10 protein-coding genes, 1 tRNA gene and 1 pseudogene are annotated in these 12,784 nt (G+C 61.6%); 2 read left to right on the top strand and 10 right to left on the bottom strand.

Annotation, left to right across the window (positions count from 1 at the left end; genetic code table 11):
- Positions 1-11: 11 nt before the first annotated feature.
- A complete protein-coding gene (locus ABVN20_RS09275; protein ID WP_368555353.1) occupies positions 12-821 on the bottom strand; it encodes an AraC family transcriptional regulator in 810 nt (269 codons plus the stop codon).
- Between the two features lie 155 nt (positions 822-976).
- On the opposite strand from ABVN20_RS09275, the gene ddlA reads away from it, so the two are divergent.
- Positions 977-2,071 (top strand): D-alanine--D-alanine ligase, encoded by a 1,095-nt coding sequence (gene ddlA, locus ABVN20_RS09270; protein ID WP_368555352.1) that lies wholly within the window; start codon positions 977-979, stop codon positions 2,069-2,071.
- Between the two features lie 42 nt (positions 2,072-2,113).
- On the top strand, positions 2,114-2,542 hold the full coding sequence (locus ABVN20_RS09265) for a molybdopterin-binding protein (RefSeq protein WP_368555351.1): 429 nt from the start codon (positions 2,114-2,116) through the stop codon (positions 2,540-2,542).
- Positions 2,543-2,566: 24 nt separating this feature from the next.
- Here ABVN20_RS09265 and ABVN20_RS09260 read toward each other — a convergent pair.
- The 9 genes and pseudogenes from ABVN20_RS09260 to ABVN20_RS09220 form a co-directional block, all read right to left on the bottom strand.
- A pseudogene (locus tag ABVN20_RS09260) lies at positions 2,567-2,939 on the bottom strand (type II toxin-antitoxin system HigA family antitoxin).
- Between the two features lie 221 nt (positions 2,940-3,160).
- Positions 3,161-4,987 carry a gamma-glutamyltransferase gene (gene ggt, locus ABVN20_RS09255; RefSeq protein ID WP_368555350.1) on the bottom strand — a complete coding sequence of 609 codons (1,827 nt, stop codon included), beginning with the start codon at positions 4,985-4,987 and terminating at the stop codon, positions 3,161-3,163.
- A 658-nt stretch (positions 4,988-5,645) separates the two neighbouring features.
- Complete coding sequence (locus ABVN20_RS09250) at positions 5,646-8,078, bottom strand: TonB-dependent siderophore receptor (protein WP_368555349.1); 2,433 nt, start codon at positions 8,076-8,078, stop codon at positions 5,646-5,648.
- Between the two features lie 130 nt (positions 8,079-8,208).
- A complete protein-coding gene (locus tag ABVN20_RS09245; protein ID WP_368555348.1) occupies positions 8,209-9,177 on the bottom strand; it encodes a FecR domain-containing protein in 969 nt (322 codons plus the stop codon).
- An 82-nt stretch (positions 9,178-9,259) separates the two neighbouring features.
- Entirely contained in the window at positions 9,260-9,757 is a 498-nt protein-coding gene (locus ABVN20_RS09240) for an RNA polymerase sigma factor (protein ID WP_368555347.1), read from the bottom strand.
- A gap of 187 nt (positions 9,758-9,944) precedes the next feature.
- On the bottom strand, positions 9,945-10,367 hold the full coding sequence (locus ABVN20_RS09235; protein WP_368555346.1) for a hypothetical protein: 423 nt from the start codon (positions 10,365-10,367) through the stop codon (positions 9,945-9,947).
- A gap of 7 nt (positions 10,368-10,374) precedes the next feature.
- Positions 10,375-10,818, bottom strand: a complete 444-nt coding sequence (locus ABVN20_RS09230) for a Panacea domain-containing protein (RefSeq protein WP_368555345.1) — start codon at positions 10,816-10,818, stop codon at positions 10,375-10,377.
- A gap of 314 nt (positions 10,819-11,132) precedes the next feature.
- Positions 11,133-11,209 (bottom strand) — tRNA-Met (locus ABVN20_RS09225).
- 80 nt (positions 11,210-11,289) lie between these two features.
- Positions 11,290-12,750: an amidase gene (locus ABVN20_RS09220; RefSeq protein WP_368555344.1), complete on the bottom strand. Its 1,461-nt coding sequence runs from the start codon at positions 12,748-12,750 to the stop codon at positions 11,290-11,292.
- Positions 12,751-12,784 lie beyond the last annotated feature (34 nt).

The raw sequence follows: 12,784 nt of genomic DNA, 5'->3' as shown, positions 1-12,784 counted from the left end.
TCGTGCGTGGCTCAGCGGCGGTGCATCTTCATCCAGCGCGCCGGCGACAGGCCATAGGCCTTGCTGAACTGGCGGGTCATGTGGCTCTGGTCGGTGAAGCCGGCGATCAATGCCGCGTTCACCAGCGGCTGGCCCTGAATCAACAGCGAGCGGACCAGGTCGAGGCGGCGCATGGTCAGGTAGCGATAAGGGCTGGTACCGAACAACAGGCGAAAATCCCGCGACAGGCTCCAGCGGTCCCGGCCACTGTGATGCTCCAGTTCTTCGAGGGTGACCTTACGCTCCAGTGCGCTGTGCATGTACTCCCGTGCGCGCTGCGCCGCCACATAGTCGAAGTTGTGGTGTTTGGCGGGGCTGCCGCCGGCGCTGTTCAAGGCCTGCGCCAGATCGAACAGCGCATCCTGCGCTTCCAGGGGTTCGAGCGGGCAGTCAAGGCTGCGCAGCAATGCCGCGCTGGCGGCGAACAGGCGTGGGTCGTTCGACATCCCGTCCTTGATGAACGGAAGCGGTTGACCACCGAGCATCTGCTGGATCAGCGCCGGTTCGATGTACATCATCCGGTACTGAAAGCCTTTTTCGGTCCCGGCTTCGCCGTCGTGGGCTTCATCCGGGTGCAACACGATCGTCCCGCCGGGCAGGCTATGGCGCCAGCCGCCGTGATACTGAAACCGTTGCACGCCGGACAGGGTATGGCCGATGGCGTAGGTGTCGTGGCGATGCATCTCGTAACCATGGCCGGCAAAGAACGCCTCGAAGCGCTGCATGCCGCCGACGTCGGGCGCGCGGTGGAACCAGTCATTGCGCGGTATGGGGCTGGCCATGGCAGGTCGGGTCCTGAACGTGATGCGCACTACGGTAACCCACTGAGCCGCCGACTGTCTTGCGGCTGGGGGAATGGCTCGCCTCAGTGGCAAATCCACGGCAAATGTTGCACTGTGTGGCGAGAATCCATGGTGGTGGTGCAGGGGCGGTTCGAATGAGCAAGCTGCGGGTAGGCATTATTTTTGGTGGCCGTTCGGCTGAACACGAAGTGTCGCTGCAATCGGCGAAGAACATCGTCGATGCGCTGGATCGGTCGCGCTTCGAGCCGGTGCTGATCGGTATCGACAAACAGGGCCACTGGCATCTCAACGACCCGTCCAACTTCCTGCTCAACCAGGAAAACCCGGCCCTGATCGCCCTCAACCAGTCCAGCCGTGAACTCGCCGTGGTGCCTGGCAAGCCCAGCCAGCAATTGATGGAAACGTCCAGTCAGGAGCTGCTCGGCCACGTCGATGTGATCTTTCCCATCGTGCACGGCACCCTTGGCGAAGACGGTTGCCTGCAAGGCTTGCTGCGCATGGCTGACCTGCCGTTTGTCGGCTCGGATGTGCTCGGTTCGGCAGTGTGCATGGACAAGGACATCAGCAAGCGCCTGCTGCGTGATGCCGGGCTGGCGGTGACGCCGTTCGTGACGCTCACGCGCAGCACGGCCAAACGTCATGGCTTCGCCGAAGTCCAGGGCAAGCTGGGCCTGCCGTTGTTCGTCAAACCGGCGAACCAGGGATCTTCGGTGGGCGTGAGCAAGGTCAACGACGAAGCGCAATACCTGGCGGCAGTTGAGCTGGCCCTTGGTTTTGACGAAAAGGTGCTGGTGGAATCCGCTGTCAGCGGACGCGAGATCGAATGCGCGGTGCTGGGCAACGAAGATGCCATCGCCAGTGGCTGCGGAGAAATCGTGGTGAGCAGCGGTTTCTACTCCTACGACAGCAAATACATCGACGCCCAGGCCGCACAAGTGGTGGTGCCCGCGGACATCAGCGTCGCCGCCAGCGAGCGCATTCGGGCCATGGCCGTCGAAGCGTTTCAGGTACTGGGCTGTTCCGGCCTGGCGCGGGTCGATGTGTTCCTGACCGACAGCGGTGAAGTGCTGATCAACGAGATCAACTCGCTGCCGGGCTTCACCCGCATCAGCATGTACCCCAAACTGTGGCAGGCCACCGGCATGACCTACAGCGAACTGGTCACTCGCATGGTCGAACTGGCGCTGGAGCGGCACAAGACGCGACAGGCCTTGAAGATTTCCCGCTAGTGGGCAAGCGTCAAAACACATTCAATGTCAGGAGACAACATCATGAAGGTCAGTGCACGTAACGTATTCAAAGGCACCATCAGCCAGTTGCTGCCCGGTGCAGTCAACGCCGAGGTTTCGCTGAAGCTGCCGGGCGGTAACCAACTGGTGGCCGTCGTGACCATGGAAAGCGTGAAGAGCCTCGGCCTGGCCGTCGGCAAGGAAGCCATCGCACTGGTCAAGGCGCCGTGGGTGATGCTGATGACCGAGTCCAGCGACATCCGCCTCTCGGCGCGCAATTGCCTGGAAGGCAAGGTCACCAGCGTCATCGACGGCGCGGTGAATGCCGAAGTGGTCATCCAGCTCGATGGCGGCGACGAGGTGTACTCCATCGTCACCCGCCAGGCCGTGGCCGAACTGGGCCTGGCAGCCGGCGTGAGCGCGACAGCCGTGATCAAGGCCTCGCATATCATCCTCGGCGTCCCGGCCTGATCCGAGGCCTCGACCGGTGGTGGATCAAGCCTGTTTGACAGGCTTGATCAGGCTTTCGGCCGGGATGCCGAACAGGTCATGCAGTTTCCAGATCATTGGGAGTGTCAGTGCTCGTTTGCCGTTCAGCACTTCATACACCCGGTTGGTACGGCCAATGGCAGGAGCAAGGTCTGCAGCTCAAAGCCCCGATTGCTCCATACGGAATTTGATCGCATTCGATCGGATTGGGTAAGTCGACCGGAAACTGCCTGGCCTCATAGGCTTCAATCAGCGTGATCATGATGTCGAAGTAATCACCCTCGGGGGTTCCGGGCTCAGGCTCGTTATCGAACAACACTGAAACACTCTTCAGGGCGGCACGATAATCCTCGTCAGTGTGGATCGGGCGAATGTCCATGATTTACTCCATCTCGACGGTGTTGGCGTCGATCGCGTCGTACTGCTTGTGAGTGCCGACAAATTTTCTGAACTGGAAAAGAGAAAGTTGCTCTCCATGTACTCTATCCAGGCAGCAATCATTTGCGGGTAGGAAAAAGCAGCGCGAGTCCGGCGATCTGTATTTGTTACCCATAAAAAAGGGCCTACCTCTTGGTAAGCCCTTTCAAGGTTGTGTGGAACTCAATCCCCCAACGCCTCTCCTTCCCGCCGCGGGTCCGCGCCGCCGGCAAGCGTTGCATGGCCGTTTGCATCCCTGACCCGGACAATCGCCTGGGTGCCGCTGGTCATGTCGATCTCGGTCACGTTGTGGCCCTTGGCTTTCAATGCCTGAATCAAGCCAGCGCTGAACTGCCCTTGTTCCAGTTCGGTCGGGCCGTTGCGGCTGCCGAAATTGGGCAGGTTGATGGCGGTTTGCGCGTCGAGGTTCCAGTCGAGCAGGCCGATGGAGGATTTGACGACGTACTCGATGATTTGCGAGCCGCCGGGAGAGCCGAGGGTGGCGAGGAGTTCGCCGTTCTGGCGGTCGAAGATCAGGGTCGGCGCCATGGAGGAACGTGGGCGTTTGCCAGGTTCGACGCGGTTGGCGACTTTTTTCCCGTTTTCTTCGGGAATGAATGAGAAGTCGGTCATCTGGTTGTTGAGCATGAAGCCCTGGACCATCAGGTGAGAGCCGAAGGCGGATTCCACGGTGGTGGTCATCGACACCGCGCCACCCTGGTCATCCACCGCCACCACTTGTGAGGTGGAAATGCGCAGGGGTGAGCGGTCAGGGGCGTAGGCGACCTGAATGCCGGGCGGGGTGCCGGGTTTGGCGGTGCCCATGCTGCGTTCGCCAATCAGGGCGGCGCGGCTGGCCAAATAAGTGGAGTCCAGCAGACCTTTGACCGGGACCGGTACGAAGTCGGTGTCGGCGACATACTGCGCGCGGTCGGCATAGGCGAGGCGCTCGGCTTCGGCAATCAGATGCACGGCTTCGGGGGCGGGTTCGATGCCGGCCGGTTGGGCACTCTTCACCGGTTTCAACGCAGCCAGGGTGTAGCGCGGGTCGCGGGCCTCCAGTGCTTGCAGGGTGCCGAGGGTCTGCGCCACGGCGATACCGCCCGAGGAGGGGGGCGCCATGCCGCACACCTGCCAACGTTTGTAGTCAGTGCACAGGGGCGCACGTTCCCTGGCGACATAACCTTTGAGGTCGTTCAACGACAGGCTGCCGGGGTTGGCGTGGCCCTGCACCTTGGCGACGATTTCTTCGGCGATGGGGCCTTGGTAGAACGCATCGGCCCCTTCGTTGGCAATGCGCTTGAATACCGCGGCCAGCGCCGGGTTTTTCAGCGGTGTGCCAACGGCCTTGGGGCTGCCGTCGGAGTTGCGAAAGTACGCCATCATGTCCGCTGAGCGCGTCATCGACGAATCGGCAGCGATCAACTGATGCAGGCGTGGCGAGATGGGGAAGCCTTGCTCGGCGAGTTTGATCGCAGGCTCGAACAGTTGCGCCCAAGGCAGGCGACCGTATTGCCGGTGGGCTAGCTCCAGCGCCCGCAGGACCCCCGGGGTGCCGACGGAGCGCCCGCCAATCTGCGCCTGGGTGAACCCCATCGGTTGCCCGTCGGCTTGCAGGAACAGTTTCTCGGTGGCGCCGGCCGGCGCTGTTTCGCGCCCGTCGAAAGTGCGCACCTGCATACCGTCCCAGAACACGATAAAAGCACCGCCGCCGATGCCCGATGACTGCGGTTCAACCAGGGTCAGCACCGCCTGCATGGCAATGGCCGCATCAATCGCCGAACCACCCTGGCGCAGCATTGCGCGTCCGGCTTCGGCGGCGAGCGGGTTCGCGGCGGCGGCCATGTGCCGGGTGGCGTGGCGGGTTTGCAGGTCGGTACGAAAACCCGATGCGGCTTCCGGTGCGATGGGCAACGTCGAGGCGGGTGGAGCGTTGCACGCCGTCAGCGTGACAGCGAGCAGCGAAAGGGCTGACAGGCGAAAGCGATTCAGGTGCAGGGCTGAAATCACGCGAGGGCACTCCGTCCGTGGGAAAGGTCACAGGACTGTATCGGCGGACGCCAAACGACGCAAACCTCTGTAGGAGCGAGCACGCTCGCGATGGAGGCTCAAACACCGCGGGGTGTCAGGCTGTCAGCGTTTTCGTTGACGACCATCGCGGGCAAGCCCGCTCCCACAGGGGAATGTGTATGCCTGTCTGTAGGAGCGAGCTTGCTCGCGATGGCCGGCTCAAACACCGCGGTGTATCAGGCTGTCAGCGTTATCGTTGACGACCATCGCGAGCAAGCCCGCTCCCACAGGGGAGTGCGTATTCCTGTCTGTAGGAGCGAGCTTGCTCGCGATAAAGGCTCAAACACCGCGGGGTGTCAGGCTGTCAGCGTTATCGTTGACGACCATCGCGAGCAGGCTCGCTCCCACAGGGGAGTGCGTATTCCTGTAGGAGCGAGCTTGCTCGCGATGGAGGCTCAGGCACTGCGGTGTATCAGGCTGTCAGCGTTATCGTTGACGGCCATCGCGAGCAGGCTCGCTCCCACACGGGAATGCGTATGCCTGTCTGTAGGAGCGAGCACGCTCGCGATGGAGGCTCAGGCGCCGCGGGGTGTCAGGCTGTCAGCGTTTTCGTTGACCACCATCGCGGGCAAGCCCGCTCCTACAGAGGGGGCGTGGGTCAATATTTCCAGGTCAGCGACGCGGTCAGGTTGCGCGGTGCGCCGTAGTTGGTGGAGCCCGCGGCCTGGTACAGCGACAGCAGGTATTTCTGGTCGGTGACGTTGTTCATGTTCAGCGATGTGCTCCAGTGCTCGTCGAAGTCATAGCTGGCCATCAGGTCCACCAGGGCATAGGCACTCTGTTTCACCCGGTCGTTGCTGTCGACTTCGGTCGAGCCTTGCCATTGGACGCGGGTGCCGACCTTGGCCTGAGGCAGGCTCGGCAGGCGGTAGGTCAGGCTGCCACGCAGGCTCTGGGTGGGCACGTAGCGGCGGGCTTTTTCACCCTGGTTGTCTTCGATGTGCACGTAGGTGTAACCCCCTGCCAACTCGAGCCCCGGCAGCAGCTCGCCGGACGCTTCCAGCTCCAGGCCGTTGCTCTTGAAGTCCACGCCGCGATACAGGTACTGGCCGCCGACGATTTCCCCGGTGGTTTCGGCGACGTTCTGCTGTTCGGTCTTGAACACCGCAGCGGTAACGGTCAGGCGCTCGTCGAACAGTCGGCCTTTCACACCGGCTTCAATGCTGGTGCCTTCCAATGGCTCGATCAGGCCGCCGGCCGTGCTTCTCAGGTATTGCGGCTTGAAGATCTCGGTCCAGCTGGTATACAGGCTCCACTGAGGAGTCAGGTCATAGACCAGCCCGGTGTAGGGCGTCACCTTGCCGTGAACGCGGGTGTCATGGGGCGAGCCATAGCCCGCGCCGTCGCCATCGGCGCTGAGCATGCGTGCCCCGGCGATCCAGTGCAGGTCGTCGGCCAGGCTGAAGCGCGCCCCGGCGTACAGGCTTTTCTGGCGGTCGGTGAACAGCTGGGTGTTGAGGTCGTCGGTGTAGTTCATCTCGGGCTGCACCACGTTGCCGGCCAGCACGTCGGCCAGGCTTTCAACCTGATTGCCGGAAGCATCGCGATAGTGACCGCGCTCGGTGTGATGCAGGCGACCGTAATTGGCGCCCAGGGTCAATTCATGTTCGCGGCCAAGCAGGCTGAAAGGCCCGGACAATTGCGCCTCGCCGGTCAACTGGGTTTCACGGCTGGTGGTGCGGTTGATGTAAGCCAGGACCGAGTCGGCAGTGAAGGGAATGGCGTACAGCATCTTGGTATCGGAATGCTGTTTGGTCCCGGTCAGGGTGATCGTGCTCGCCCAGCCATTATCGAATTCGTGCTTGAGCTCGGCGAAGGCGCGCTGGGTCTGGATGTTCCAGTAGGTCCAGGGCTGGCCGACGCTGGAGCTGCGGCTGCTGTAGTGAATGCGGTTGCCGGCGTAGTCGGCGATCGGCAAACCACCCCAGGTACTGCCGTTGGAATAGCTGTCCTGCTGGGAGAAACCCACGGTCAGGGTGTCGGCGTCGGACAAGTCGAAGGCCAGCAGCCCGGCCATTACGTTGACCTCGTGGCTGTAGTGGTCCAGGTAGGAATTGCCCTTGTCGTGAGCGGTGATGAAACGTCCGCGCACATTGCCGCTTTGCGTCAGCGGGCCTGCGACGTCGAGCCCCAGGCGGCGGTTGTCCCAGGAACCGATGCTGGTGTCGATTTCCGCCTGGAAGGTGTCGGTCGGGCGCTTGCGCACCAGGTTGACCGTCGCCGAAGGATCGCCAGCTCCGCTCATGAGGCCGTTGGCACCGTGCAGCACGTCGATCTGCTCGAACTCGGTCATGTCCTGTTCGCCCATCAGCACACCGCCGGAGAAGGGCATGCCCATGCCATCGTATTCGAAGTTCTCGATCTTGAAGCCGCGTGAGGTAAACGCGGTGCGGTCGGTTTCGAATTGCTCAACGGTGACCGACGGCGCGCTGCGCAACGCATCCTTCACGCTGTTGAGCTTGAAGTCGTCCATTTGCTGGCGGGTCACCACGGTGATGGCTTGTGGGGTTTCCCTGTCGGTCAGGCCGAGGCGGGTGGTGCTGGAGACGGGCTTGCCCTGATAGCCCTCACTCTGAACGCCGTCCTGGGTGGTGTGGGAGTGGATCTGCGTGGCGGGCAGGGTCATTTCACTGGCCTGGGATGAAGCACTCTTGTCGTTCGCCACCGGCACCAGGTAGACCGTGACCGCATCGGTGCGCGCGTAACCGTAGCCACTGCCGCGCAGCAAGGTGGCCAATGCATCCTCGGCGGAGTACGAGCCCACCACCGCCGAGCTGCGCAAGCCGGCATCGAGGTTGCCGTCGAGCAGCACGTTCTGCCCCGATTGCTGGCTGAACATCAGCAGCGCCTGGCGCAAGGGCTGGGCAGGGATGTTGAGTGACAATTTATCCACAGACGTTGCGCTCGCCGGCGCCGGTGCGCCGTGCGCCTGGACGGTGCCGACAAGCAGGGTGCAGGCCAGTGCCGCGCGCAGGGCGTTGGAGCGCCATTGCACGGCAGGTGTGCGTCCGGGTTGGTAGTGCTTTGCCATTCAGGTGTTTCCCCGTGAGAAAGTGCGTGAGTATGCGAATCAGTCCCATTAGGACGGATGAGCTGTCGCGATACCTGATGGCAATGTGAAATTTGTCCGCGGGGGTGTATCGGGCCTGTGGCGAATGGGCTCAGGCGGAATGAATCAGCGTGACCAGGTCGGTGTACTGCGTCATGCGTACCGCCAGGGCTCTGGACAGCACGTCGAGCATCTGGTCGGGGCGATTGAGGTTGAGGATCAGGCTCACGCGTCGTGCGGCAAGCTTCTGGTCGGGGATAAAGATTTTCCCTTCGCGCCAGCGTTGCAGTTCATTGACCACCGTGAGCAGCGGGGTGTCGAAGAACACCAGGCGACCATTGCGCCAGGCGAGCACCTGATCGAGTTCCGCCCGTTGAATCGCCCCGGTTTGCATGGCGCTGAAGCGCAGGGACAGGCCTTCGCCCAACTCCGTCTGCTGGTTCGTGGTGATGACTTGCACCGCGTGACGACTCACCGACAGCGTCGCCGTGTCGCCATCGCAAGACAGGCAGAACTCACCTTCGCGGGCCAGCACTCGCCCGGCTTCGGTGTTGATCGACAGGTCACCGCTGGCGTCAGGCACGACATTGAAAAACGCCTCGCCCCGAAGCAACTCCACCGAGCGCCGCGTGCCGGAAAAATCCAGGTTCAGCGCGGTATTGCCGGCCAGTTCGACGCTGGAGCCATCAGGCAGTTGCAACGTGCGGCGTTCGCCGACGGCGGTGCGCACGTCGGCGAATGGCGAGCCCGCACCCTTGAGCCAGAGAGTGGTGGCGCTGGTGGTCAGGGCCGCGGTGCAAGCGGCGATGCCCAGGCCGACAAACCGCCGTCGTGACAAGGCTGGCGGCTGTGCGACCGCTGGGCGCGGCTGCGCCAGCAGTGCGGCCGAGGCTGCCCATAACCTTTCCAGGTCGGCAAAGGCCTGCGCATGCCGAGGGTCGGCTTGCAGCCAGGCCGCCAGTTGATCTCGCTCGGCCTGACTCGGAGTGTCGCCCTGGATCAACGCGAACCACTCACTGGCCTGATGGCTTATGTCATCAGGCTGGGCAGGAGAGGGCATGCGTGCAGGTTCAACGCTCATGGGGTCATCAATTCAGGCGAGGGCCATTCGGGCGGCCGATTATAAGCCAGCGCGAGGGCAGAAGTCCGAAAGCAGCGGGCAATCACTCGGACATTCCCTGCTTCAACAAATCCAGCGCCCTGACCATGCGGCTGTAAGCGGTCTTCGGAGAAATCCCCAGGCGCTCGCCAATTTCCACATACGTCAGGCCTTCGACCCGTACCAGCAGAAACACCTCACGGCAAATCTGCGGCATGTTCTGGATCACCTCGTTCAAGGTCGACAACTGCTGGTTGGCGATCGCCGCCTGTTCCAGCGTCGGGCTCGCCGGTTCGACGGTGGCCGGTTCCTGCAAATCCAGCGACTCGGCCTGGCGGTGTTCCTGGCGACGGGTGTAGTCGATGAACAGATTGCGGGCGCTGGAGAACAGGTAGGCGCGAAAATTCTTGATGGGCGTGTGGCCCATCTGCTCGGACAGGCGAATGAAGGTGTCTTGCGTCAGATCGGCGGCGGTCTCCTTGCAGCGCAGGCGACGGTCCAGGTACGCCTGGATTTCTCCGCGATGGGCGAGGTACAACGCCTTGAGATCTGAGCCGGACATAACCCTACCTGACAGCCATGGAAACCAGTGCGGCGCAATATAGCAAACGAGAATCATTTGTAGTATTGAATTGTCATCGCATTGGGCATGCAGGATGGCTGGGCACGTGCGGCCTGTGTTTTTTTACCTGCCTCAAGCACAGGAAAACCGCTGAGGGTGCGCTTCTTTGGAGGTTCTAGGAGCAGCGTCAGCCGTGGTCGTAAAGGTCGCCGAATTGCTGCTCTATCCAGAGGATGTTTAGAACCCTTCCATCCCGGAACCCTACGAAAGGCAATTTCCCTTTCCAGCGGAAAACCAGCAGGTTGACGTCCGCAGTGACACAGGAAGGTATTTTGGCCTTGATTTGTCTGGCCGGCATGCGCTCGGTGCCCAATCCATGTCGAGGTGCCGAGTTGATCTGCGACCAGGACATGCGGCTCAGTGTGAAGAGTGCGTCCATGAACAAGCCGCGCTCTGACCTGTCGACAATTTCTGAAACGCAGTGGCTGGCCTGCAGGTGTTCAAGTGAAAAAATCGGTGAAAGCTGCTCGGGGCTGCGCTTTGTCGAAGCATCTTTGGATTTGAGTAGCTTGCTGTGTCTTGAAGGCGAAGACCGAATCCTTTTGGTCATGGCTCACTCAATGTATGACTTGGGTCTCAAAGTATCGGGTCATGGAATCCTGGCTGATCACCCGATTGTTTCCCTCTCTGTAGTTTTCAATCCAGGGGGATTCATCGTGAGTCAATTGACGGAGTCTCCAGGCTGAATACTGACCGTAGGCCTCATACACCTCGTCAAGCAGTTCCCGTTCTTCTGCGGAAAAAGTGCCAAAGTCGAATGCTTCCGGATGAGGAATATGGCCTGACCCGAACGCTTTGTAATGATGATAAAGATCCGGAACGACAGGACCGTGAAGCCAGGCCTCGATCCGCTCGGCGAAGAGCGGTTGACCGTTAAGCGCGAGGCTGAAGCCTTGGGCGTAGTACACCAGTTTCTGCAGCTTGAGGTTCGAGATCAGGTCGCCAGCATCCTCGCTGGATTGAGCAAGGAAATACTTGGCCACGTCAAAGCAGTTGTGCATAACCTCTCCTTGTTTGAGCAGCTGCGCTTCATTGCGTAGCAGAAGACATCGAGTGGCCGATTATCGTCGCGACTGTTTCACAGTCAACGCAATGCCGACGCAGGGCCAGACTTTACTGAGACAAAGCATTGCTTGCTGCGAACCTGGGCGCGCAATCGAACGGCAACTGTGCATGCCGACCCAGCTTGTTGCCGGTCGTGTGAATGAAATAGACAGAGCTGGCGAAGAGAAAAGAAAACACCCAGGCACAAAAAAGCCCGCGCAAGGCGGGCTTTCCTGTTTGATCTACAGAGCGAGGTCTGTAGATCGGTACTTGGTGGCTACACAGGGACTTGAACCCCGGACCCCAGCATTATGAATGCTATGCTCTAACCAACTGAGCTATGTAGCCAAGTGGCGCGCATTATTCGCGGGAAACGAATATGCGTCAAGCGCTTTTTCAAAAAATTTATCTACGCTATCAACCGTTTATCAAATTCCTCCCCTCAACAACGGCGAAGGGCAACGCTGGAACCAGCGGCTGGCCTGTTCGTAGGCGTGGGCCAGTTGCAGGACGGCGAAGTCGGCGTGGTGGCGGCCGATGATCTGCAGGCCCATCGGCAAGCCGTTGGCGTTGAAGCCGGCCTGGACGTTGGCCACCGGGCAGCCGGACAGGGTGGCCGGGATCACCACTTCCATCCAGCGGTGATAGGTGTCCATTTCCACCCCTTCGATGGCGGTCGGCCAGGGCAGGGTCTTGTCGAACGGGAACATCTGGGCGCTGGGCAGCAGCAGGTAGTCGAAGCGTTCGAACAGGCGCGAGATCGCGCGGTACCAGTCGCTGCGTTGTGCCGAGGCGGTGAACACCTCGCTGGCGGACAGTTTCAGGCCGTTTTCGATTTCCCAGCAGGCTTCCGGTTTCAGTTGGGCGCGTTTCTGCGGGTCGGCATAGGTGGCGCCCAGGGAGCCGGCGACCATCCAGTGACGCAGGGTGCGCCAGCTGCTCCACAGCGTTTGCGGAGCGAAGTCCGGCTGCACCGCTTCGATCTGGCAGCCCAGGCTTTCAAAGTCGGCGAAGGTTGTTTCGCAGAGTTCGACAATGCCTTTTTCCATCGGCAGGTAGCCGTTGAAGTCCCCCAGCCAGCCCAGGCGCGTGCCTTTGAAGTCGCGTTCCAGTGGCGCGGTGAAGGCGCTGCCGGATTCGGCGATGGACAGCGGTGCCCGCGCATCGAAACCGGCCTGGACCGACAGCAGCAGGGCCGCGTCGCGCACGCTGCGGGCCATGGGCCCTTCGTAACCCAACTGGTCGATGAACAGGTCGGCGCTGTCGTCGAAGGGCACTCGGCCCTGGGATGGGCGGAAGCCGAAAATATTGTTGAAGGCCGCCGGGTTGCGCAGCGAACCCATCATGTCGCTGCCATCGGCCACGGGCACCAGATGCAGCGCCAGTGCTGCGGCGGCACCCCCGCTGCTGCCACCGGCGGTCTTGCTTGGGTCGTAGGCGCTGCCGGTGGCGCCGAACAGCGGGTTGTAGCTTTGCGAGCCGAGGCCGAATTCCGGGGTGTTGCTCTTGCCGATGATGATCGCCCCCGCCGCCTTGAGGCGCTCGACCATGATGCCGTCACGGTCGGGGATGTAGTCCTTGTACAACGGCGAGCCCAGGGTGGTGCGAATGCCCTGGGTCAGCGACAGGTCCTTCACCGCGTGGGGCAGGCCGTGCATCCAGCCACGGTACTCGCCGCGGGCCAGTTCGGCGTCGCGCTGGTCGGCCTGGGCCAGCAGGTCCTCGGGCGATTGCAGGCTGATCAACGCGTTGACCTGCGGGTTGAAACGATCAATGTGGGCCAGGTAAGTCTGCATCACTTCCCGGCAGGAAACCTGGCGCAGGCGAATGCGTTCGGCGAGTTCATGGGCCTGCAGCAGGACCAGTTCGCTGATGTTATTGGATGTCATGGCAACGCTGCCTTTCGAACGGCTTGGAAAAACA

Source organism: Pseudomonas sp. MYb118 (assembly GCF_040947875.1).
GTDB lineage: Bacteria > Pseudomonadota > Gammaproteobacteria > Pseudomonadales > Pseudomonadaceae > Aquipseudomonas.
Note: the sequence above shows the minus strand (reverse complement) of the source record. Positions and strands in the feature narration are given on the sequence as shown.

Bases quoted from the DNA above. Each gene is read 5' to 3' on its own strand.
- ABVN20_RS09275 (WP_368555353.1), bottom strand. From the start codon at position 821: ATGGCCAGCCCCATACCGCGCAATGACTGGTTCCACCGCGCGCCCGAC.
- ddlA (WP_368555352.1), top strand. From the start codon at position 977: ATGAGCAAGCTGCGGGTAGGCATTATTTTTGGTGGCCGTTCGGCTGAA.
- ABVN20_RS09265 (WP_368555351.1), top strand. From the start codon at position 2,114: ATGAAGGTCAGTGCACGTAACGTATTCAAAGGCACCATCAGCCAGTTG.
- ABVN20_RS09250 (WP_368555349.1), bottom strand. From the start codon at position 8,078: ATGGCAAAGCACTACCAACCCGGACGCACACCTGCCGTGCAATGGCGC.
- ABVN20_RS09245 (WP_368555348.1), bottom strand. From the start codon at position 9,177: ATGAGCGTTGAACCTGCACGCATGCCCTCTCCTGCCCAGCCTGATGAC.
- ABVN20_RS09240 (WP_368555347.1), bottom strand. From the start codon at position 9,757: ATGTCCGGCTCAGATCTCAAGGCGTTGTACCTCGCCCATCGCGGAGAA.
- ABVN20_RS09235 (WP_368555346.1), bottom strand. From the start codon at position 10,367: ATGACCAAAAGGATTCGGTCTTCGCCTTCAAGACACAGCAAGCTACTC.
- ABVN20_RS09230 (WP_368555345.1), bottom strand. From the start codon at position 10,818: ATGCACAACTGCTTTGACGTGGCCAAGTATTTCCTTGCTCAATCCAGC.
- ABVN20_RS09220 (WP_368555344.1), bottom strand. From the start codon at position 12,750: ATGACATCCAATAACATCAGCGAACTGGTCCTGCTGCAGGCCCATGAA.